This is a genomic window from Mariniblastus fucicola, assembly GCF_008087665.1.
In the GTDB taxonomy this organism is placed as follows: domain Bacteria; phylum Planctomycetota; class Planctomycetia; order Pirellulales; family Pirellulaceae; genus Mariniblastus; species Mariniblastus fucicola.
Genome location: NZ_CP042912.1, coordinates 1,047,884 through 1,068,163, shown reverse-complemented (window position 1 = coordinate 1,068,163; position 20,280 = coordinate 1,047,884). Strand labels below are relative to the sequence as shown.

The 20,280-nt window shown below is 53.6% G+C and carries 14 protein-coding genes; 8 read left to right on the top strand and 6 right to left on the bottom strand.

Annotation, left to right across the window (positions count from 1 at the left end):
* Nucleotides 1-136 precede the first annotated feature (136 nt).
* Complete coding sequence (locus MFFC18_RS03765; RefSeq protein WP_075085136.1) at nucleotides 137-1,291, bottom strand: TlpA disulfide reductase family protein; 1,155 nt, start codon at nucleotides 1,289-1,291, stop codon at nucleotides 137-139.
* Nucleotides 1,292-1,984: 693 nt separating this feature from the next.
* Here MFFC18_RS03765 and MFFC18_RS03760 point away from each other — a divergent pair.
* Entirely contained in the window at nucleotides 1,985-2,674 is a 690-nt protein-coding gene (locus MFFC18_RS03760; protein ID WP_084417203.1) for a protein-disulfide reductase DsbD domain-containing protein, read from the top strand.
* A gap of 675 nt (nucleotides 2,675-3,349) precedes the next feature.
* Nucleotides 3,350-3,583 carry a hypothetical protein gene (locus MFFC18_RS03755; RefSeq protein WP_075085139.1) on the top strand — a complete coding sequence of 78 codons (234 nt, stop codon included), beginning with the start codon at nucleotides 3,350-3,352 and terminating at the stop codon, nucleotides 3,581-3,583.
* Between the two features lie 317 nt (nucleotides 3,584-3,900).
* On the opposite strand, the gene MFFC18_RS03750 is transcribed toward MFFC18_RS03755, so the two are convergent.
* Complete coding sequence (locus MFFC18_RS03750; RefSeq protein WP_075085140.1) at nucleotides 3,901-6,147, bottom strand: calcium-binding protein; 2,247 nt, start codon at nucleotides 6,145-6,147, stop codon at nucleotides 3,901-3,903.
* A gap of 686 nt (nucleotides 6,148-6,833) precedes the next feature.
* Between MFFC18_RS03750 and MFFC18_RS03745 the strand changes: the two genes are divergently transcribed.
* Nucleotides 6,834-8,096 carry a hypothetical protein gene (locus tag MFFC18_RS03745; protein ID WP_148618619.1) on the top strand — a complete coding sequence of 421 codons (1,263 nt, stop codon included), beginning with the start codon at nucleotides 6,834-6,836 and terminating at the stop codon, nucleotides 8,094-8,096.
* Between the two features lie 241 nt (nucleotides 8,097-8,337).
* A complete protein-coding gene (locus tag MFFC18_RS03740; RefSeq protein ID WP_075085144.1) occupies nucleotides 8,338-9,318 on the top strand; it encodes a sensor domain-containing diguanylate cyclase in 981 nt (326 codons plus the stop codon).
* Here MFFC18_RS03740 and MFFC18_RS03735 read toward each other — a convergent pair.
* Nucleotides 9,284-9,532, bottom strand: coding sequence for an ArsC family (seleno)protein (locus MFFC18_RS03735; protein ID WP_084417204.1), 249 nt, complete (start codon nucleotides 9,530-9,532; stop codon nucleotides 9,284-9,286). The genes MFFC18_RS03740 and MFFC18_RS03735 overlap by 35 nt on opposite strands.
* Nucleotides 9,533-9,772: 240 nt before the next feature.
* Between MFFC18_RS03735 and MFFC18_RS03730 the strand changes: the two genes are divergently transcribed.
* The 3 genes from MFFC18_RS03730 (at nucleotide 9,773) to MFFC18_RS03720 (ending at nucleotide 11,955) form a co-directional block, all read left to right on the top strand.
* Nucleotides 9,773-10,156: a DUF3127 domain-containing protein gene (locus tag MFFC18_RS03730; RefSeq protein WP_075085145.1), complete on the top strand. Its 384-nt coding sequence runs from the start codon at nucleotides 9,773-9,775 to the stop codon at nucleotides 10,154-10,156.
* A gap of 136 nt (nucleotides 10,157-10,292) precedes the next feature.
* Nucleotides 10,293-11,729: a YeiH family protein gene (locus tag MFFC18_RS03725; protein WP_075085146.1), complete on the top strand. Its 1,437-nt coding sequence runs from the start codon at nucleotides 10,293-10,295 to the stop codon at nucleotides 11,727-11,729.
* A 7-nt stretch (nucleotides 11,730-11,736) separates the two neighbouring features.
* The gene (locus MFFC18_RS03720; RefSeq protein WP_075085147.1) at nucleotides 11,737-11,955 is read left to right on the top strand and encodes a hypothetical protein; all 219 of its coding nucleotides are present in this window, start codon (nucleotides 11,737-11,739) and stop codon (nucleotides 11,953-11,955) included.
* Nucleotides 11,956-11,989: 34 nt separating this feature from the next.
* Here the strand turns inward: MFFC18_RS03720 and MFFC18_RS03715 are convergent, their stop codons facing one another.
* From MFFC18_RS03715 to MFFC18_RS03705, 3 genes are all read right to left on the bottom strand, one after another.
* The gene (locus tag MFFC18_RS03715; RefSeq protein WP_075085148.1) at nucleotides 11,990-12,511 is read right to left on the bottom strand and encodes a HugZ family pyridoxamine 5'-phosphate oxidase; all 522 of its coding nucleotides are present in this window, start codon (nucleotides 12,509-12,511) and stop codon (nucleotides 11,990-11,992) included.
* Between the two features lie 75 nt (nucleotides 12,512-12,586).
* Nucleotides 12,587-16,531, bottom strand: a complete 3,945-nt coding sequence (locus MFFC18_RS03710) for an Ig-like domain-containing protein (RefSeq protein ID WP_084417205.1) — start codon at nucleotides 16,529-16,531, stop codon at nucleotides 12,587-12,589.
* Between the two features lie 128 nt (nucleotides 16,532-16,659).
* Nucleotides 16,660-19,077 carry a hypothetical protein gene (locus MFFC18_RS03705; RefSeq protein WP_148618618.1) on the bottom strand — a complete coding sequence of 806 codons (2,418 nt, stop codon included), beginning with the start codon at nucleotides 19,075-19,077 and terminating at the stop codon, nucleotides 16,660-16,662.
* A gap of 511 nt (nucleotides 19,078-19,588) precedes the next feature.
* Here MFFC18_RS03705 and MFFC18_RS03700 point away from each other — a divergent pair.
* Complete coding sequence (locus MFFC18_RS03700) at nucleotides 19,589-20,161, top strand: M48 family metalloprotease (RefSeq protein WP_148618617.1); 573 nt, start codon at nucleotides 19,589-19,591, stop codon at nucleotides 20,159-20,161.
* Nucleotides 20,162-20,280: the final 119 nt, after the last annotated feature.

The following is a 20,280-nucleotide window of genomic DNA, read 5'->3' as shown; positions in this document are numbered from 1 at the left end:
ATCATCGGCGGTGCCACACGATGCCATCACGGGCAGGAAGCCTGTGCCGCCTGCCGATCAAGCCTTCTCCCGCGAGTGAATCATCGGACGTCCGGACTCACTCGCTGGTGCTGTGATACATCTTGTCTTGCAGCGACTAAAACTGGCCGGATAACGCAGGGATCGCCGGGAGGCTTGTCGGAGAATCTTCTTCCTGTTTGATCAGCTCATTCGTGATCGCGGCCAGTTGGAAGAAGTTATGCGGGCCTTCAGCGATGAAGCGAACTTTGCCCTGAGTGTCGATGAACAGAACTGTTGGCAATTTCTGACCAGGAGCCAATTGGTTCATGACCGATCGATTGCCCATCGCCATCGCATATTCGACACCGTTGTCGTCCACAAAGTTGCGAACGACTTTCAGAGACTTCCGCGGATCATCCGGGTTGTCCATCGAAATGCCAACGATGTCCACGTTGTCGCTGCGGAACTCTTTGTCAAGCTTGACGAAGTGCGGAATTGCTTCGCGGCACGGCTGGCACCAGGTTGCCCACAGGTCCAGAACCAGAATGCGGCCGCGGAAATCAGAATTGCGAATCCGGCCGGCTTCGATGTCAGCCACGTCGAACTTGAAATCGAAAGACTTGAAGTTGGCGACTGAGTTACGAGCCCATTTCTTAAGACCTTTTTTGTAGGCGACGAACTTGCTTTTTACCAAAGCGTTGACCTTGTCAGACTTCAGCTCTTTGATGAATTCGTTGTCCAACAGCATTTCATAGTCCGTGAACCCGGCCTCGAAAGCAGGCTTCATTGCGGCCAGTGTCCCGTCGGCGTCTTTGGCAATCGCTTTGGCGAAAGCTTTGCCCATCAACGGTCCAGCCAACAGAGAAAGTGACTCTTGCGGAAACCCCGGATTGGTTTTCAGATTCGCGGCGACTTTCGCTTGAGCCAGATACAGCTTGCCACTGGTGGCGGGGCTGGTATCGGCAATCGAGTCAGCCAGCTTGCCGATCGCAACCAGATAGTGCCACGCAAACTCTGCGTCCTTTGTGCCGTCGCCGACTTTGGCCGTTTCAATTTCGTTAGCGGCTTTGAGCGCCTGGTTGAGCAGCGAGCTTCGATGTCGATCGTCGGAAAGGTCAGCGATAGCAGCGACAGCAGTCACATAGCGTGTCGCGAAACTTAGATCGCCACTACCTGCCTTCCCGGCTTCACGGGTTTTCGCAAGAGCCGTCTTGTAATCTCCATCGAGCGAAGCTTTGGTTGCTTCGGCCAGAATTTGATCCGGGCTTAGGACGACGGTCTGTGCGTTCAATGACAAACACTGAACAAGAATGAAAAGAACGATAGATGACGAACAGAGGAGGCGGGGGGTCCCAAATCGCATGATTATTCCTGTGGTTCAACAAACGGCGGCTTTGAACAGTTCAGGAACGACATGCGCCGACGACGGGTCTAACCGGTCGAGCTAGAAGGGTCTTCATCCTGAAGTAATCAAGGCAGATGATCTCGGTGGGGTCTTCCGGGAAGGTCGGAAGGACATCCATGGGCAACAGCGTAACAGTGCTGGCCGGTTGGTCCAGTGTTTGAGACTGTTTCACCTCAAAATGGACTCAATTTCACAAACCGACGCACTGACCAGCCACTATCCACCAATGAAGGACGCCAATCTTCCACAAAGGGCCAGCACTCTGCATTCAAGCTGCGTGGATCCCGAGAATCCTGCTGCTAAACCGGCGTCTGGGAGATCACCGCGCGCCCGCTTGGCCAATGCTTCATAAGCCGATGATCGGACGCTGCTGAATCGATCGCCAACGCCTATCGCATGCATTCATTTCTGCCTTGACTTGCCACGTGGGTTTCCGCGTTGAAAAAGGCCGGGAACGCTGTGAAACTTTGGTTAAGAACAAACTGGACATTTGCATTGGCTCGGCAGAACGATCCTGCTAATGTCCGATTGAATTGAAGAGGGCAGGACGCCCGATCAAAACCCACAAGGATGTGACCGATGAAATCCATGGTGATGCGTAGCCTGCTGCTAGCCGCGGCTTTTATGACTTGCTTTTGCACGCTTGGCGATGATTCAGCGATGGGCCAAGGCCAGTTTCGGCCAGGACTGACCTCAGAGCCTTCAACTCAGCCAGCGTTTCCCAACACTCCAAAGGCTCAGACACCGGCGACTCAACCGACCGGGCAAGTTCAGCAAAACTCGGGAATGCAAAAATCTCCAGTCATCGAACCGGACCGCCCGTGGAAGATGACCAGTCGAATCCACTTGGAAAAGGGCACGAACAAGGGCTACCTGGTTGTGCAAATCGATCTCGACGAAGGCTACTACGTTTATTCGCTCAACCCGGAAGGCTCGCCAGCGCCAACGCGACTGGCCGTTTTGCCTTCGAACGATCTGAAAGTGCAATCCAAGTTCGTTTCTGACAAGCCTCCTCATGTGATCGAGAAAGATCCGGTTTTCAACCAACGGATCGAGAAGCATAAAGGACAAGTTCAGTTCTTTGCATCGATCGTGGTCCGACCCGGCGTCGATCTGCAAAAACTTGCTCAGGAAGTCCAGTTCAGCGGACAGGTTTGCTCAGACAATGCATGCCAGCCGATTCGAAAGCAGACGGCAACGGCCAGTTTCTCTGGATTCTTCGAAGTGCCAAAGACGCGCAACGCGTCGAAAGAGCAAAAGCTGAAATAGCCCCTTGTGGTCACGCCCAACAATTATCGCCGCCAGCGGTTAGTCGCCTGCGCGGCGTTCTTCTTTTTCTAGATCGTTCACGCTCTCGTTTCAGCCAACATCGCATTTCCACAATTCCGGCCTGCCCTCGGACAAACTGTCCGCCATCTGCTCAAAAAAGTCTCGTCGCTGGACGGCCCTTCGATTGTTCCCAATTTACGGGTCGCCAATGCTTCACATTTGTCTCGACAAGTAAAGATTTGGGCACTCAAATCAGGGATCAGACACATCACCGGTCATGAGGACCTTAAAACGCCACTTGGTTGACAACAGAACCATTAACCATTTTTCGGGTAGTCTGAAATCGCTGATCCTCAAGGTCGCATAAACCGGAAAAATTTCACCAAATGTGTTGGATCGGACGCTTTTTTGCTCCCTTTTGAAATGGCGTTCAAAGTTTATTAAATTTTCTTGACATCGCCCTTCAGTCGTCAATAATGCCTCCCGTACCGGCTCGCGGAAAAGCCGGCTTCCGGAATGGACTCTGGAAAATTTCTGTTTGTCTGGGTGGGTTTGGGCGAAACGGATTGCTCAACATTGAACGAAACATAATCTCTCGTGGAATTGGATTCTCCCAATTCCAAATCTTCATTGCACTCAGCGAATACCTTTTTGAAACAACTTTCAGGTCCATTTATGTCATCGCGTAAGCAAATCAACAACGTTTTCGAGGCGATTCTTGAGTATGGTCACGACGAGGATTTCGTGCCACACGAGGGAGATGAGTTCATTCCAACTGATGCCCCTGCAGGCAGTGCTGAGAAAATCGAAGCTCTTCGCCAGCGAGTTCTTGACGGCCGTCCGCTTTGGCACGGTGAGGATCGCTGCGATTACACTGGCTTGACCGGAGCTATCCGTCCTCGCGAGTAATCGTCGCGTCGAAAACCTGAGCTGCTCAGCCCGCATACCAGCGGGCTTTTATTTTGCGCTCACACTCACAGTTGAGATCGCGTTAATCAACCGCGAAGTTCCAGCAAGTCGATCTGCGGATTCCTCATCCCGCCAGATTTGCGATCCATGCAGATAGCTCTGCCACCATCTCCTCTGCAATCAGTCGCCGCTGACGTTCGCGACCGCACAACTGGGCAACCCTACGTGTTTTCTTCATCAACCAAGGAAACATCGAGACCGACTTGGCACGCGCCAGGTCTGGCGAAAGCCAAAATTGACATCACATCAAAGAAGAGTCAGCTTCCAAGCATATCTAAAACTGTAAAGTCAATCAGGACATCAGCAGGCTGGACTCGAAAGAAGTTGTCGGGATCAGCGCCGCCGGTTAATTCGTCGGCGCCCTCGCGGCCATCGAGGAAGTCAGAGCCAAGATTTCCAAATAGCTCGTCGTTGCCCAGACCACCAATCAATGTGTCGTCGTCGTTTCCGCCAAGCATGCGATCGGCCCCCAATCCACCATTGATCAGGTCATTACCATCGTTGCCGTACATCACATCGGCACCCGATTCTCCCAGCATATAGTCATCGCCTTCGTTGCCGAACATTCTATCGACACTTCCGCCTCCACGCATCGAGTCATTGCCAGTGCCGCCGTAGAGAAAATCTCGCTCGCTGCCGCCTGAGAGGAAGTCGTTGCCAGAGTCGCCCAGCAGAGTATCGTTTCCGCTTTCGCCGTAAAGAAAATCATCGCCTGCTTCTCCGGCCAGTCGATCAAAACCAAGTCCGCCGAAAAGGCGATCGGATCCCGAACCTCCATTGAGAATATCAGCTTCGGTGCCTCCGATGATGTGGTCATCACCAGCACCTCCCAGCAGTTCATCGAAGCCTTCGCCGCCCAGGACTCTGTCATTGCCTTGCCCTGCGGAAACGTAGTCGTCTCCATTGCCTCCAGAAAAGTAGTCGTCTCCACTTGAGTCTCGCAACCGATCGTTGCCATCGTCTCCGATCAAAACATCATTGTCACCGCCGCCGACGATCACATCGTTGTCCGGGCCACCGCGCAGATAGTCCTCGCCAAAACTCCCTCCGGAGATCGTGTCTTCACCTGCTTCGCCGAAGAGATAGTCCTGCGTTGCTCCACCGTCCAACACGTCATCACCGGGACCACCATAGACGGTGAAAATCGCGACGGGGGTACTGGTCGAATAAAAACGAGCAGCGTTTGAGTCAAAAGTATCGTTGCCCTCGCCAGCAAGGATCAGATCCTCGCCGAAAAACGCGACGATTTCGTCATTCCCGGGACCACCAACCACAACGTCATCGTAGGTAACCTGATGGAAGGAAAAGATTGAACTGCCGTTGTCGGGATAAAGTTTGTCGTTGCCTGGGCCACCGTTGATGATGTCGCTGCCATTCAGGTAGTCAACATAGTTCGCGGTGTCCTCGCTATCAAAAATTAGAACGTCGTTCTCACCAAGTATCGTGTCATCACCTTCGCCCCCATAAATTCGATCGTCGCCTGCCCCCCCCATCAGCGTGTCGTCGCCATCAAATCCATAGATCGTGTCATTGCCAAGCGAACCGTTGACGACGTCGTCTCCACTGCCGGCATCGATGTGATCGTCACCGCCAACACCCCAAATCTCATCGTTCCCAGCGCCGCCAAAGATGCGATCATTCCCGCCTCGATGGTCCGTCGAATCGTCATAGCCATAGCCCGCGTCGCCACGCAGAAGGTCGTGGCCGGTTCCTCCAGAGATGAAATCTTCTCCCAAAGAGCCAACAACAATATCGTCGCCTTCACCTCCAAACATCCTGCCAGTCCCAACATACGTCCCGTACCCGTCGAGCGCATCAGCAGATGCAGCCAGGGTATCGTTGCCATCCTCACCCAGATAGGTATCCTGCCCCGCGTACCCATAGATCTGATCGTTGCCATCGTTGCCTCGCAGATAGTTGTCGAGGCTATTGCCGTGTAGTTGATCGTCGCCCGCGCCTCCAATCGCGGTTTCAGCCTGGAGAAAATCGTCACCTTCGCCACCGTATACGCTGACCTCGCCACCTGCGGTCGCATCGGGATTGAAAATGTAGATCAGGCTCGACGTAAAATAGAAACCTCTGCCACGATTCTTCGTCAATGTATCGTTGCCCCCGTTTCCAATCATCGAAGCTGTAAACGAATGAGTCACATTGAGATTAACGTTGTCCTCAAAGTCATTCCCCACGTAACGCAGCGATGTAAAAGTGGAAACGCCTACCTCTGTTGATGAATTACAGGTGATATCATCGTCGAGCGGACCTCTGGCAGATGCATTCATCTGGCAATTCTGAATTTCGATGGCCGTTGTCGAATTGTCAGAATCCCTGATGAAAACAACAGTTTCGGTTGATGCGGGGTCAGCAGCGACAATGAGCGTACCTGCCCCGTCGACGAAAACACTAACCGGAAGATTCGCTGTCAGCACGCGACGCAGCTCCAAACCATCGTAGGCGATTCTGTTTGCTTGGCGGGAAAGACGACGACGCAAAAACAAATTGGTCATGATGTGATGTAGAGATAACAAAAAACGTGGCGGTGGAGAAATATCCAGCGTCGCTAAAAAGTACGTAGTTGGTCAATTGTACACCACGGATTATTTCTCTACTGAGTTGGACATTTGCCCAACATCGTCCAATTTTCGTTGGAAAGCTTGATTCACTCTTTGCTCTTCCTCCTTGAATATACTTTCCTTCTTGCGGCACGGGCCGCGTCGACCGAGAAGGAGTACTTGTGATCCATCGCGAAGTCTCAAATGCGGTGTGAGACGACTTCCCCAGAAACCTCGCCTTCATTCATGACCACGCCTCTGACCCGGACGATGATCTTGCGATTTTCCAGTTGCGTTTTGGTCTCGGAAAATTCCAGCTTTGGAGAAAGGCCGAAACGCCAAATTGATTTGCGGTTTATTTTCCGAAGTTTGTCGCAGACTCAACAAAACGACCGTGTTGGGACAGAGATCGCTGATGGGAATCAACTGCCCCAAAGCATCGCGACCGGGTAACTGGACATCTATCTGGATTGTCTGAGGAAATGGTGAAGATTTTTTCCGTGCATCTTCCGCAACGGGATCGGCAATATGTTGCCAGAAGTGTCCTCTCGGTTTCGCGGTGTCCGTGAATCAATGTTTCGGTTTTGGTCGGCAATTGCGTAGAATCCGGGGAACCATTTCTGCCCCACGAAAATCTTCCCATGCTCTCCGACTTCCCACCCAATCGCAAAACCAGCGATTTGAATCGCAACACACTCGCGCTGCGACTCATCTGTATCCTCGTCGCTGTCGTTTCGATCGGCTCGCTGCTGCATTTCAATGTGCAATCGGAAACGCAGGTTGCTCAACTGCAGGGATTGATCCCGGATGAGCTGACGGCAGATCCGTTGTCGGCCGACGATCACGAGCTGGTTGAGGGTTTGGCCGGGACGGTTTCCGCGATGGAGTGGCTGGGGCCGCTGGCTCCGATTGCGATCTCTCCGTTTTTTGGTTTGGCGTGTTTGTGTGGAATCAGTCAGTACGGTGGCGACTGGCTGCCATTGAACGCTTTCGTCAGTGACAACCCGGTGCTGCAGAATCCGGCGGTGCTGTGGACGTTTGTGATTCTGACCGTGGTGACTTCGCTTCCGCGACTCACGAAAGTCAGCAAGCCGATTGGTCAGGCGATTGATCAACTGGAAGCCTGGTCAGGCATCATTGCGATCATTGTGATCCGGGTTGCCTCAGCGACTTCAGATCCCGTGGGCGATACAACTGCGATGGCGATGGTTCCGGTTTTCGAGTGCGGATTCGTTTCAATGTCAGCCGATGTCCTGTTCTCCATCGCCGCGATCATCAACATTCTGGTGATCAACACCATCAAGTTCTTCTTCGAAGTTTCCGTCTGGCTGATGCCGTTTCCGTTTGTCGACGCGATGCTGGAAGCAGCAAACAAATCCGCCTGCGCGGCGTTGATGGCGGTTTACGCCTGGAGTCCTTTCTGGGCGACGATGCTGAACCTGGTCATTTTTCTGGCGTGCCTGTGGGCGTTCCGTTGGGTCAAGCGACAGGTGACTTACATGAGAAGCATTTTGTTCGATCCGGTTTGGGCCATGGTGCAAAAGTCGTGGGCCGAACCCAAGAAGAATTCGCTTACGGTTTTCCCGCAATATGAAATTGGACCGTTTGCCGCTCGAGAGCGCCTGTCGCTTTCTGACGTTGGCGATTCGTGGCTGTTGATCCAGAGCCGAATGTTGCTTCCGAGCAGGTCGTTCGCGATTCCGAAAGATCAGCATCAACTGCTGATTCACCCGGGAATGATTGTTAACAAGATCTGCATCGAAGGAAGCGAGCCCGGGACGCTGCTGTTCACACGTCGATTCAATGACCATCTGCCCAAGCTTGCGGGTTTGCTGAATATGACGTTGGCTGAGAAAGAAGAACAGCTGCCATCCGTTAGCGACCTGGTTTTGGACTCACAGTAGTTCCGCATCCGCTGCGACTTCGAACTGGCGAAATGAGCCTTCAACGGGTCGCTGACATCCAGAAACAGTTGTTTTTGCACGTTGAGCACGCCGTGTCGCGTAATCGGGTATTCCCTCCTTTGAGGGCCGATGGCAGAAAAGCCTGACATTGTGAATTGAGAAGACGTACCGTTAGAAATACCGGTCGCTGAACCGCCCATGGTGATCGCCACCGGTTTCCCACCTCGACCCACCAAGCAAAATGCGCACATCTCTCTCAAACGATTTCCAAACAGCTTCCCGAGAAGTCCTCGACTACCTCCATAAACAACTCGGGTTCCACCTTTGGATGGTGACTCGCGTTGAGAGCGACGACTGGATTGTCCTGAGCGCGAATGACCACGGATACAATGTGGAGAGCGGTCAGATCTTCAAGTGGACGGACTCGTTTTGCTCACGGATGGTGGAAGGAAACGGACCTCGCATCGCGCCATGTTCCGATTCTATTCCAGCCTACGCGACAGCTCCGATCGGCAAACAGGTTTCCATCGGTGCCTACGTGGGAGTACCACTTGAGCGAGAAGACGGCAGCCTGTTTGGCACGCTGTGCGCGATCGACCCCGAACCGGTTTCCGATCAAATTATCGATCAGCTTCCAATGGTCGAAATGATGGCCATGCTGTTGACCAAGATTCTGGAAAACGAACTTAAGGCACAGGAACATCATCGCAAAGCCGAAAGGGCGATGACGGACGCGATCACGGATCAGTTGACCGGACTGTACAACCGGAGAGGGTGGGACCAGTTGTTGGCTGCCGAATCTGATCGCTGCCGCAGGTACGGGCATCCGGTCTGCATGTTTTCAATTGATGTCGACGACCTGAAAAAAGTCAACGACACCGAAGGCCACGCTCGCGGCGACGAACTGATTCAGTTGGCGGCGAAAGTCCTCGATGAGACAACTCGCAAATCGGATATCGTGGCGCGTCTGGGCGGCGACGAGTTTGGCATTCTTGCCGTTGAGTGCAACAACCTCGGAGCGGTCTCGCTGAAACGTCGGCTTCTGGAAAACTTCAAGTCCGCTGGCGTCTCGGCATCGATCGGCATGTCGATGTGGAATCTCTCGCAAGACTTTCTGGATTCGTTCAAAGAAGCCGATGCGAACATGTACAAAAGCAAACACGCGCGAAGGCTAAACGGTGGTCCGCCTAGGCAAAAACACTCTCGTACATTTCTTCGTTGAAGCCAACGATCATTTTCTTGCCGACGAGCAAAGTCGGAGCACGCAAGTTCCCGGTTGGCCCAAGGACGAGTTTAAGGATCTCGTCCTCGGTCAGCTCAGTTTTCTTCAAGTCGACTTCTACGACCTTTTTGCCCCGTGCAGCAAGCAGTTTTGAAGCTTTCCCGAGAACTCGAATCGCATCTTCCTTGCGATGAGTCTCCTTCTTCGCGTCCACTTCTGTTTTGGATTCGACCCCGGCACTTGCAAGAAACTCTTGCGTTTTGGTACAGGTCTTTCAGCCTCGGCGGTGGTAGCTCCAGTCAACTTTCTTCGGCATGATGTTCGCGATCAAGAAAAGGGAATCAAGGTTTGACAATGCAATCGGCAACGCGTCAAATATTGCCGACAACATTGTCAAAATAATATTCAAATTGTACAGGGCGGTCTGTCTCGCTAACCCGCAGACCGAAGAAAAATGAGTGAAGCTTCAACAATCACGGGCATCGTCCACGTTATCGAAGAAACAAAAACGTTTGGCCAAAAAGGTTTCCGCAAACGAACAGTGGTCCTTGAGAAAGACAACGGTCGATTCACCAACTACGTTCCAATCGACTTTCTCCGAGACGCCTGCGATACCGTCGACGAAATGAACGTCGGCGATGAAGTTGAAATCAGCTACCAGCTTGGTGGCCGCAAATGGCAACGGGACGCGCAAAGCGAAGTCAAATACTTCCTTTCAGCTGAAGCGTTCAGCTTCAAAGTTCTCTCTGGCGGCGGCGGTGGTACTGCGCCTGCTGATGCCGGATCCGCCAATGACGCATTCGCTGAGTCGTACGACGAAGGCGACATTCCTTTTTAGGAACCGGAAAGTCCCATCATTCCGATTCGGTGACCGGTGACCAGCAAGAGATCACTGATTCCTGTGTAACACACAAGATCAGCTTTGGTCCCGGCAGCCCGCGTCGAGTTGCGAAAGTGTTTCTTTGGTTGGTCACATGGACGATAAACAGAATCAATCTACTGACTCGTCACCTCGCGCTGCTCGGACGGGCATCTCGGACGATTGGCTGGCAATCATCTGCGCCGGCCTGGTTTTGACGATATCTTTCGCCATCGTCTTCGTCGGGTTTTCAAAACAGGAAACCGGTGTCGATTCGCAGGGTACTGCGATTGTCGAAAGTTACAATCCGCTCAAAGGCTGGGTTGGGAAGCCCGCCAAATGGACGAATTCACCCGTGGATGCGTTCGCGTCGAAAACCGATTCGGGAAGCCTCGATTGGAGTCCGCTGCTTGGAATCCTGGTCGCGTTTGGAGTCTTGGCAACGCTGCTCACGGGAGCAATCAGCTTTCGCGAAAACCGTGAAGCGGGCAAGAAGTTCCTGATTGGTTTCGTTGCCGTATTCCTGTTGGCCACGCTTAGCTACGTGCTTGCCAGCCAAAGCCTGGTGAAGGCCTACAATCTTGAGTACGCATTGTGGGCGCTTCTCGTTGGGCTGATTATCTCGAACACCATTGGAACGCCACGCTGGGTAAAGCCAGCGGTGATGACGGAGTTTTTCATCAAAACTGGATTGGTTTTGCTGGGCGCAGAAGTTTTGATGTCGCGACTGATGGCGTTGGGGCTTCCTGGAATCTGTGTCGCATGGATCGTGACGCCGGTCGTCCTGATCAGCACTTACATCTTTGGGCAAAAAGTACTGAAGATTGAATCCAAGTCGTTGAACATGGTGATCTCTGCAGACATGTCGGTCTGCGGGGTTTCTGCGGCGATCGCTTCGGCAGCGGCTTGCAATGCGAAGAAAGAAGAGCTTTCGTTGGCGATCGGAATTTCGCTTTCGTTCACCGTGATCATGATGGTGCTCATGCCGATGATGATCAACGCGCTTGGCGTCGGGGAGATTGTCGGCGGTGCATGGATGGGAGGCACGATTGATGCCACCGGCGCTGTTGCCGCAGCAGGAGCAACTCTCGGCGACAAGGCTCTGGAGGTCGCTGCAACGGTGAAGATGATTCAGAACATCCTGATTGGTGTTGCTGCGTTCGGAATCGCGACCTACTGGGTGACCTATGTCGAGAAGACTCCTTCCGGTGACAAACCTGGAATCTCCGAAGTCTGGAAACGATTTCCGCGTTTCGTGCTGGGGTTCATCGCGGCTTCTATTATCTTTTCAACGCTTCACGCTTTCCTCGAAAGTGGTCCTGACCTGGTGACCGCAATGATCAAGGGCTCAACGAAGTCGTTCCGCGGGTGGCTGTTCTGCCTCGCGTTCGTGAGCATTGGGCTGGAGACCAGGTTTAGCGAGTTGCTGCCCTATCTTCGCGGCGGCAAGCCGTTGATTCTCTACATCTGTGGTCAAACTCTGAATATCGTGCTTACGCTCGTGATGGCGTGGCTGATGTTCGGCGTCCTGTTCCGCGACTTTATCCAGTAAATCGCCAATGAATCGAGCCCACGGTTTTTTGAAGCTTGCGATCGCAACGATAGCCATCGTTGTTTTCTGGTGCGTCGCGCTACCGCGGTTGTCGGCGAACCCCCAGAATCAGGCGTACATTGAATTTCTCGATGAACGCGGTATCGATCCAAGTGCGATGTTCTACACGGAACTGGATTGCATGGATTCGATTCTCGTTCGCAACGAATCTCAATCACGGCGATGAGACGCGGATTGCAATTCGCACTCGCAGCAAGCGTTCAACTCTTCTGAGCAGCCACATAGTCTTCAGGCTTCACCCAGCCCATCACGCCGAACCCGCCGATGAAATAGATATCTTTGATCGTCATCCGATAGAAATCAAAATCACCAAAGCTCATCCACTGTTTTGACTCAGGATGCTTTGCCAAATACGCTTCAGCGACAACTTGCCTCGAATCGTCGGTAACTTTGGCGATATCTCCGATCAACGAAACGCGAGCCGCGGACAGAGGCAAACCGGAATTCTCGGCAACCAGCAACGTGGCCTGAGAATGGGAACGAAGGTTTTTCGTGTGGGTCGCCATTTGACTCATCAAAAAAATTGGATTCCCCGCAGAGTCAATTGCGTAGGGCACGACGGAGCCAAACGGATAGCCTGAATGCTTTTGAGACATCGTCGACAGACTGCTAACGCCTCCCGCTTGCACGAGAGCCTTCGCGAGGTTCGCCAGGCTTTCACCAGCGCCTTCGGAACCAGAAGAAGTGCCATCGCCGCCCGAAGTCTTACGTCTTTCATTCATGACAAAATCTTAGCCGATTCGACAACGCACCGATTGAAAGGAAGGCTACTTCAAGACACTTTTGCTCCAACCGGTTCAAACGTCTTTGCGATAGTTTTGCCGAAACCTGAGCAAATCAAAAACATTGACCAAGCCATCGTTCGTCACATCGAACTGCTCGTTGAATGCCGGGTCGCCAACGGAAGTCAGGTACGTCTGGCGAAACTGCAGCAAATCAAAAACGCTAACCGTTCGATCACCAGTCACGTCTCCGTACAGCCGGAAAAAATTGTGTCCCGGATCATTACCGAACAGATACATTCCGCCGGCGATGCCATCACCATCGCCATCATAGAACTGACCACTGGCACCTTCGACTTTCGAGCCATCAATGGCCAACTGGTAGTTCCCGTCGACCAATGAACCAGTCGCCGACTCGGTCACGGCACCGGAAAAGGTAAGCGTCACGACGGAGCTGCCTGAAGAGTTGTCGATCGCCGCACTGACGGTTGCTTGCTGCATCAAATCGACGTTGGTTACGGTAAACGCACCGGGCTGTAGCGTAACGATTTCGTCAAAGCCAACCACCAGCTGACTCACGATCGATCGCGATGCTGTTGCATTTCCGACGACCACCGGTGCGGCAATATCGGGAACGCTGTTCACCGTGACAGTCACGGTCGCAATGTCGAAGCCACCCCTGCCGTCACTGGCTTCATAGGCAAACGAATCGGTGCCATGAAAGTCCGGATTGGGAGTATACGTAATCGTGCCGTCGGCGTTGACAGTCAGCTGACCGTTTTCCGGCGAGCCATCTCTTATGATCGAAAAATCCCAGGACGTTCCGTCTGCTCCTTTGGAAGCGTTGGCCCCGAGAGCCACGTAAATCACATCGCCAGCGTTGGCAAAGCCAAGTTCAGCATCGAAACTGGACCCAACGTCGGATTCATCGAACTGGCCCAATGACATGACTGACTGGCCGGAAATGTGAGCCGCAACGTTGACGCCGTTGACGGTGTTTTCGTTGGGAGTGATCGAACTGTTGGCGATTGAATAGTTACCATCGACGGGGATCGTAAACGCGGCGATCGCAAATCGCTCAACACCGATTCCTTCGCTGGTTCCATCGCCGGGATGAGCAAACGTTGGCCCGAGGTAAGGAAAGTTTGTTATGTCGACAGGATGGTATCGCCAGTTGGACCAGCTCATGTCGACGTAGCCTGATTCGTCACCCAGTTGGCTGTTCTGATTCCACAGGTACTGCCAGTTGGCCGGCGCAGTCGGAGACTGGAAATCGTCAACATAGTCTGCGACCACAAGCGGGGAGGCGTTGACGTAGATTGTGTCTCCGTCGGAATCACTATCGTTGTCGACCACAGAAATGCTTACGGCGACGTCTTCGTTGGTGACAATGGAATCATCGAGAGCGACCGGAGCGGAGTTTGCTTCGGGTTCGAAATAGATTTTGTCTGCCGAACTGAACAGCTTCATCCACACATCGCCATCGACAACTTCAAACGAAGTCTGCGTCGCAGCGCGAAGATTCGTCAGACCTCCATTGACGCGAGGAATATCCTGAGGCAACAACGAACTGGCCACGTCCTTGAACCGAACGATTGTCGATCCGGCCGAGGGACCGACTTTTGCGTAGAACGTGACATCGAATCCGCTGGCAACGGCGGACGGTCCATCCGGGAAGTCCAGCACATAGTCGCCGCCTCCATCAAGCTTCATCAGCGTGTTGGTGCCGCTGAATTGCCCCGTGCCCGGTTGAGCCGTGCCACTTTCTCCGCCAGGACTGGTCACACGAAAAACAGGATTGCCGGAATCCGGCGCCCTCATCCGGAACATCGCATACAGGTCGTCGGAGACTCGCGCCTCCCAACCCGTCGGCTGAAAGTCATCAGCGTCGTAGAAAAATGGATGGTTCGGAACGATGGTTGAACCCGCTCCGCCGCCAACATGGCCGGTGAACGATCCGTCCGCATCGTAGATTACAGACGGCATTGTCTTGCCAACCGGACTGTAGTTTGTGCCCCCGGAAGGACTCACAAACCGGACATTGTCGGCTGATCCGTCGTCTTCGAATGTGGTGTTGCTCATCACAAAGTGAGTCAATCGCTGGGCGGCGCCATGAGCGATAAACATGTTGGCGTTGGAGCCATTGAATCCCGCGAAGTGCGTGCCATCGAGCGTGTTGGCTCCGTCGTAAAACGTATGGCCCGCGACCCCCTCAGAAGAATCACTGTTGCCCTGGCTGTGGCCGACGTAAAGCGTATCTGTGATTCGCTGAGTGAATGTAATGAAGGTGCCTCGCCCCACGTCCGCAAGCCGGTTCTCGTGAAAGTTCCCGATGCGCCCGCGGTGGTAGATTCCCGTATCGTGTTTGTAGGCCGTATAAAAATTGATCTGTGGTTCGTTGTCCGGACGATGCTCCAACCCATCAAAATTGTCTTTCAGCGTATCGCCAATCGGGCCTTCGATGTCGGTACCACGATCGAAGTTCAACCCGATCGGAGAAGAGTGCGACGAGTTATAGTCGAATTGCCCAAGGTCGACTTCGTTGGGCACGACATTGTCGTACTGCGGATCATTGGCAGATTCTCCTACTGCATGTCTGGGAAACACAAACCAGAACCCGGTCCCTTCTGATCCGGCTGAAACGTTACCCACCCAAGTATTGTCCGGGCTGGTCATCCAATAGCCGGCAGAGCTGAGAAATCGTTCTGCGTTTTGGCCGACGTGATCGTGTGTGTCGACAATAAAAGGGTCATCAAGATCAACCGCGTTTCCGGTCCGCCCGACTTTATGAATCCCGAACGTGATATTTGACTGAAAGACATTGCCCGTTTCGACGGCGTCTTCCATAAAGAAGCCGTGGCCGTGGATGTCGTGAAGCACCACGCCTTCGATGTGAAGGTTGTGCGTCCCGTGGATCGTAACGCCTCGATTGTTGGAGTTGGTGATGCTCGCATTTCTCAGCACGTCACCGCTTCGATCGCCAGCCAGATGCCAGTGAATCGGATAGCGGCCCAGTCGCGAAGTCTGTCCCATCCGATCGAGCTGAACGTTGTCGACGGTAATCTGCCCTGCAGACCCCATGATCATCGTATGGGCTCCGAAGCCGTCACCGCTTCCTGCTTCGTATCGAGCTCGGTCACCGAAAAAGTTGTCCGTATCCTGCGAAGCAAGTCCCTGGATACGAACGTTTCGCGAAAGCAACGCGACTTCGGCCCGCATATCGATGTCCCAGGACCGCGAATCGTTGCTGTACGTTTCAATCGCTCCGTAATGCCGATGGTTGAGCGCCTGATCGAGCGTGATAACCACATCGCCGTTGGTCAGACATACGATGTTCGAAATCGTACGGACTTCCTCATCCGCGTACTCGCCCGTGGAACTCGCAACGACGATCTGGTCGCCGACCGTCCAGTTGACTTCTCCGTCGGCAGCATCGATGTCTCCGTCGAAGTCCCGATCAATTTCCTTTTCGACAACGATTTGATTGTCGCCGACGTTTGCCGTGGATTTCAGTTTCGTAAACGAAAGCTTGTCTTCACCGAAGAACTGCAACCTCCCTCCGCCAGCGGCCATCAAGAAGGCATCGTTGTCGGTGATGGGATCGGCGACGCCTTCGATATCGAACGAGTCGGTTGGGTCTTCGCCCGTCAACGTGATCACAAAGTCATTCGTATTGTAGCGATCGGCTTCGGTGCCGATTTGGAAAACACCTCCACTGTTGACGTGAATCCAGCGAGTCGTCAGCGTCTTCGCTGTAGCCCCTTCGTCGACGACGAGGTTACCCTGGATGACAAGCTCTTCGGCAACATGATCAACGCCAGCAAGGTTGACGGTGACTCCGGAATCAATGACCGCGCGAGTTGCCGTATCGGGAACGCCGTTGTCCCAGGTCGTCGCCGCATGCCACGGCCCGGAACTGATCGCGTGCGAAACTCCGGCAAGCAATTGCCGGGATTCCAAAGTTGCGTAACTGAGTTTACCTGAGCGGGAGAGATTGCTCGAAAGGCGGCGTTTGCGCATGGCGTTGTCCACAGACAGTCAATGGGGATGGGACCACCATTGTAGAACGCCTGCGGCACCAGCCAACGCCATTGCGGAAATGTAAATGCAGCAACTATCGCTAACGGACCGGTACAACCACGCGATCTCTACGCGACCGCGCGAACGCTTTTGCGTTTCTGGTTGTAGAAGAACCGGGCTTGGCCCTGCCAGTCGTCCCGTTCGATTCGGTCACGGAACGCGAGCAGTCGAGAAAACTCTTCGATCTCTTCTGGCTTCCAATCCATCACTTGCTTGAAGGTGTAGATCCCGAAGTCATTCAAGCGTTTCTCAAGCACTTCGGCGATGCCTGAAATTCGCTTCAGGTCGTCACAGGATGCGGGTGCTTCGGTAAAGACCATTCCGCGATTGGCGTCGCGGCGCATCCGTCCGCCGTACTCCTGATCGTAGTCGTCGTCCGAAGAAACGTCCTGAGGCTCAAGAGACTGCGTAAACGAAATAACGGTTGCAGCAGGTTCCTGCGATTGTCGCTGATCGGCAAGCGTCGCCAGAACCAACGCACGCTCTTTCCTGAGATCTTCGATCGTCTCAAGGCTGACTTTCAGCTGAGCCTCAAGTTCGTGGATGCGAGCCTGATCGATGGATCGCTCGGACTCCCGCGTGATCTGACGAGAGACCATTTCGTCTAGCTGAAGCTGCAGTTTTTCCTGCCGCTCGCGTGCATCCTGATATCGTTGACGAAGTCGTTCGAGCTCGTTGGCTTGAGCGTGAAGCCGTTTGCTTTCCTGATCCCGTTGAACCAACGAACGTTCAAGTTCCACGACTCGTGACTGGCTCATTTCCAGTTCGGTCGTGAACGCACGGTGAGAGTCAATTTGCTCCTGCAAGGGAACGATCTGCAAATGGACCTGCTCCAATTCGGTTCGCAGGTCATTGCGTTCGCGTTGCAGTTCACCAATCGTTTCGCTGTCCTGTTTGAGTTGAGCCTGCATCTGTTTGCGTGCCGCGTCGAGTTCCAGTTGTAGCTGTTCCCGTTTCGCGTCAAGCTTGACGATCGACTGCGTGTAGGTCGTCGCTTCGGTTTCCAGAGTGCTGAATCGGGAAGCCATCGATTGCGATTCCGACGTCATGCGGTTGCGTTCCTGCTCCAGCTCGGATCGCTGTTGAGCCAGCTGGTTTCGTAGATCCCGTGAGTGCTCTGCATACTGTGCCGCCTGACGAGCAAGTTGTGAACGAAGCTCCTTCAGCTGTGGCTCGTACTTCGCGGCCTGTTGAACGCTGACTTTCTCAGCCTCCTTACGAGCCGATTCGACATCCTTGCGTGCCGTTTCGACTTCTTTGCGAGCCGCTTCGACGGATTCGCGTGCCGCTTCTGCGTCGTTGCGAGCCTTCTCCAGCTGAGCCTCGTAGCTGACTTTCGAGTCGCCTGTTTCCGAACGAAGTGCTTCGATCTGAGCCTCGTACTCGGCTCGCATTTTCTCTGCGTCGCCGCGAATCGCTTCGGCCCGAGCGTCGAATTTGGCTTCCAATTCCGTTCGAACTTTCAGCTCGTGCTTCAGATTCTCAAGCGCATCGTCCTGACTCTGACGCAGCATGTGGATGGTAGATTCCTGATTGTCCAAACGCTTTTGCAAACCGGACGAAACAACGCCCGCCGCTTTTTCCAGCTCCATCGCCTGATCACGTTGCTCGGTCACGCGAGCCAGTTGCTCCTGCGTCGACGTCAATGCCGCCTGAGTCGTTTCCACCTTCTGTCGCAGCGTGCTGTTTTGCTCGCCGAGTGTTTCCGTTTCTTTGTCCATCACCGCGAGCTGCTTTTCCGCATCTGCGGTCGCCTTGATCGCGGCTTCTTTTTCAGACACAGTTTTGGCCAACTCGGCCTGAGCCTGTTTTAGCTGGTCGTTGGTTGCCTTTAGTCCGGACTCAAGCGAAACATATTCCTGCTTCAATCCGGTTGCGTTAGTCGTCGCCGTTTCGATCAGGCTTTTGCTCGATTTGATCTCCGATTCCAGTTCCGCGATGCGAGCGTTGGCCGAGTGAAGTTGTTTTGAGACCTGCTTGCGATCAACCTTGATCGACTCCAAATCAACCGTTCGTTTGTGGAGCGCAGATTCGGCTTCCGAGCACTTGCCACGCCACTGCTCTTCGACTTCGGCTTTCTTCTCCAGCACTTCCTGGGAAAGCTTGTGCACTTTGTCTTCGAGAGCAATCCGCTGTCGCTTTTCATCCCGATACTCTTTCTCGACTTCTGACATTCGAGACGTTTTGGCACTCAAATCCGTTTCCAGTTGAGCCCGTTCGCGTTCAGAGATCTCACGACTTGACGACCAATCGTCGCAAAGCTGCTGCAGCACATTCAACTGCCCGCGCTGCCGTCCAAATTTTTCTTCCAACGAATCAAACGCAACCTGCGAGGTCTGCAGCGATCTCTGCAAGTCATTGTTCTCTTTTTTCAGCTTGCCACGAGTCGCTTCTTCGTGACTGCGATCGCGGTAGAACAACCAGTAGCCGACAACCAACCCAGAAAGGACCAGAAACAGGTATGTAAAGAGTTCAGTTGGGTTCATGGCAGGACTCCGTTTTATCGGAAGGATGTTCGGTGCATAGCTGGCGTGAATCCGGCGCACCGATGGATCCGCGGACTGACCAGCCTCTTGCTGGATCGGATCGGCAGGGTCTTCGCCTTCAGCAGAATTGGCATAATCGGGAAACTTTGCCAGCAATGAAACTCGATTGCTAGCAACCCAACTCCCACGCGTCGTCATCCACCAAGTGGCCACCTGGAGTCCATGCAAGAATTCGCCAAATCTTAATGCTGTTCCTAACTGACCAATGCAACGAATCTTGCTCGCATCAATCGCAAGCTGCCATTCTGTAGCATCCAACTGGGGTGCAATCACTACCGCAATGATCAAGTTTCATTTGTGCGTTGAGCATGAAAGTGCCATCACCGATTTCGCTTTCGCTGCAAGCATTCCGTTTTTGGACAAAGTGCTCGACTTGGAAAAACAATGAGAGATACTTTGCGTACTTCGTGCACCACTTCTTTGACTGAAACTGTTTTCCAGGGAGAAGAAAATGACGAGGCGAATGACCCGGATGATTTCGGGGCTGGGGACGATGCTTTTGAGTATTTCGGGAATGATCGCTTTTCATTCCGCTGAATTGACGGCGCAGACGATTCGGGAAGTCGCTGTGCCTGGCATGCGAGGAATTGCTTCGGTCGGCTACCGCGGCAACACCTTGACGGTCGAGTACAACCCGAGAACGTGCGCGAGGCTGGGGCCTGAACTGTGTTCGTTTTTCCGAGCGCACGAATATGGTCACATTGCACTGCGGCACCTGGAACGCGGCACACCGGTCAGGCAGGCAGAATACGAAGCGGATCAGTGGGCGGCACGAAACACTTCGCCGGCCGCCCGAGCCGCAGCGATACGGTACTTTCAATCGGGCAGCGGAGGCAGCAGGCGACATGGCTCGGCGAATTCGCGTGCCTACCGAGTTGCTTCGGCAGGAACCTCAGCCAGGACTCGCGTTGCGGTTCGTCCTGACGGGTCACGGACGGTGAAGCGAGGCTATCATGCGGTCGCCCAGCGGCCGTTCAACACGGGAATGATTCAGCCACTGTTTCGTCGAAGAGTTCGCCAGTAGACGACGTTTCCGGGTTGCTTTCGGCGATCAGGGGCCTTCGAGTGCCCCGCTGAAAAGGGTATTCTGTGGTGAGTAAAGCAGACGTTGTTTGAACAGTCATTGGTCCTCCTGGTCTGTTT

Coding starts and splice junctions, on each gene's coding strand:
- MFFC18_RS03710 (WP_084417205.1), bottom strand. CDS start 16,531: ATGCGCAAACGCCGCCTTTCGAGCAATCTCTCCCGCTCAGGTAAACTC.
- MFFC18_RS03760 (WP_084417203.1), top strand. CDS start 1,985: ATGAAATCCATGGTGATGCGTAGCCTGCTGCTAGCCGCGGCTTTTATG.
- MFFC18_RS03720 (WP_075085147.1), top strand. CDS start 11,737: ATGAATCGAGCCCACGGTTTTTTGAAGCTTGCGATCGCAACGATAGCC.
- MFFC18_RS03715 (WP_075085148.1), bottom strand. CDS start 12,511: ATGAATGAAAGACGTAAGACTTCGGGCGGCGATGGCACTTCTTCTGGT.
- MFFC18_RS03755 (WP_075085139.1), top strand. CDS start 3,350: ATGTCATCGCGTAAGCAAATCAACAACGTTTTCGAGGCGATTCTTGAG.
- MFFC18_RS03740 (WP_075085144.1), top strand. CDS start 8,338: ATGCGCACATCTCTCTCAAACGATTTCCAAACAGCTTCCCGAGAAGTC.
- MFFC18_RS03700 (WP_148618617.1), top strand. CDS start 19,589: ATGACGAGGCGAATGACCCGGATGATTTCGGGGCTGGGGACGATGCTT.
- MFFC18_RS03705 (WP_148618618.1), bottom strand. CDS start 19,077: ATGAACCCAACTGAACTCTTTACATACCTGTTTCTGGTCCTTTCTGGG.
- MFFC18_RS03730 (WP_075085145.1), top strand. CDS start 9,773: ATGAGTGAAGCTTCAACAATCACGGGCATCGTCCACGTTATCGAAGAA.
- MFFC18_RS03725 (WP_075085146.1), top strand. CDS start 10,293: ATGGACGATAAACAGAATCAATCTACTGACTCGTCACCTCGCGCTGCT.
- MFFC18_RS03750 (WP_075085140.1), bottom strand. CDS start 6,147: ATGACCAATTTGTTTTTGCGTCGTCGTCTTTCCCGCCAAGCAAACAGA.
- MFFC18_RS03745 (WP_148618619.1), top strand. CDS start 6,834: ATGCTCTCCGACTTCCCACCCAATCGCAAAACCAGCGATTTGAATCGC.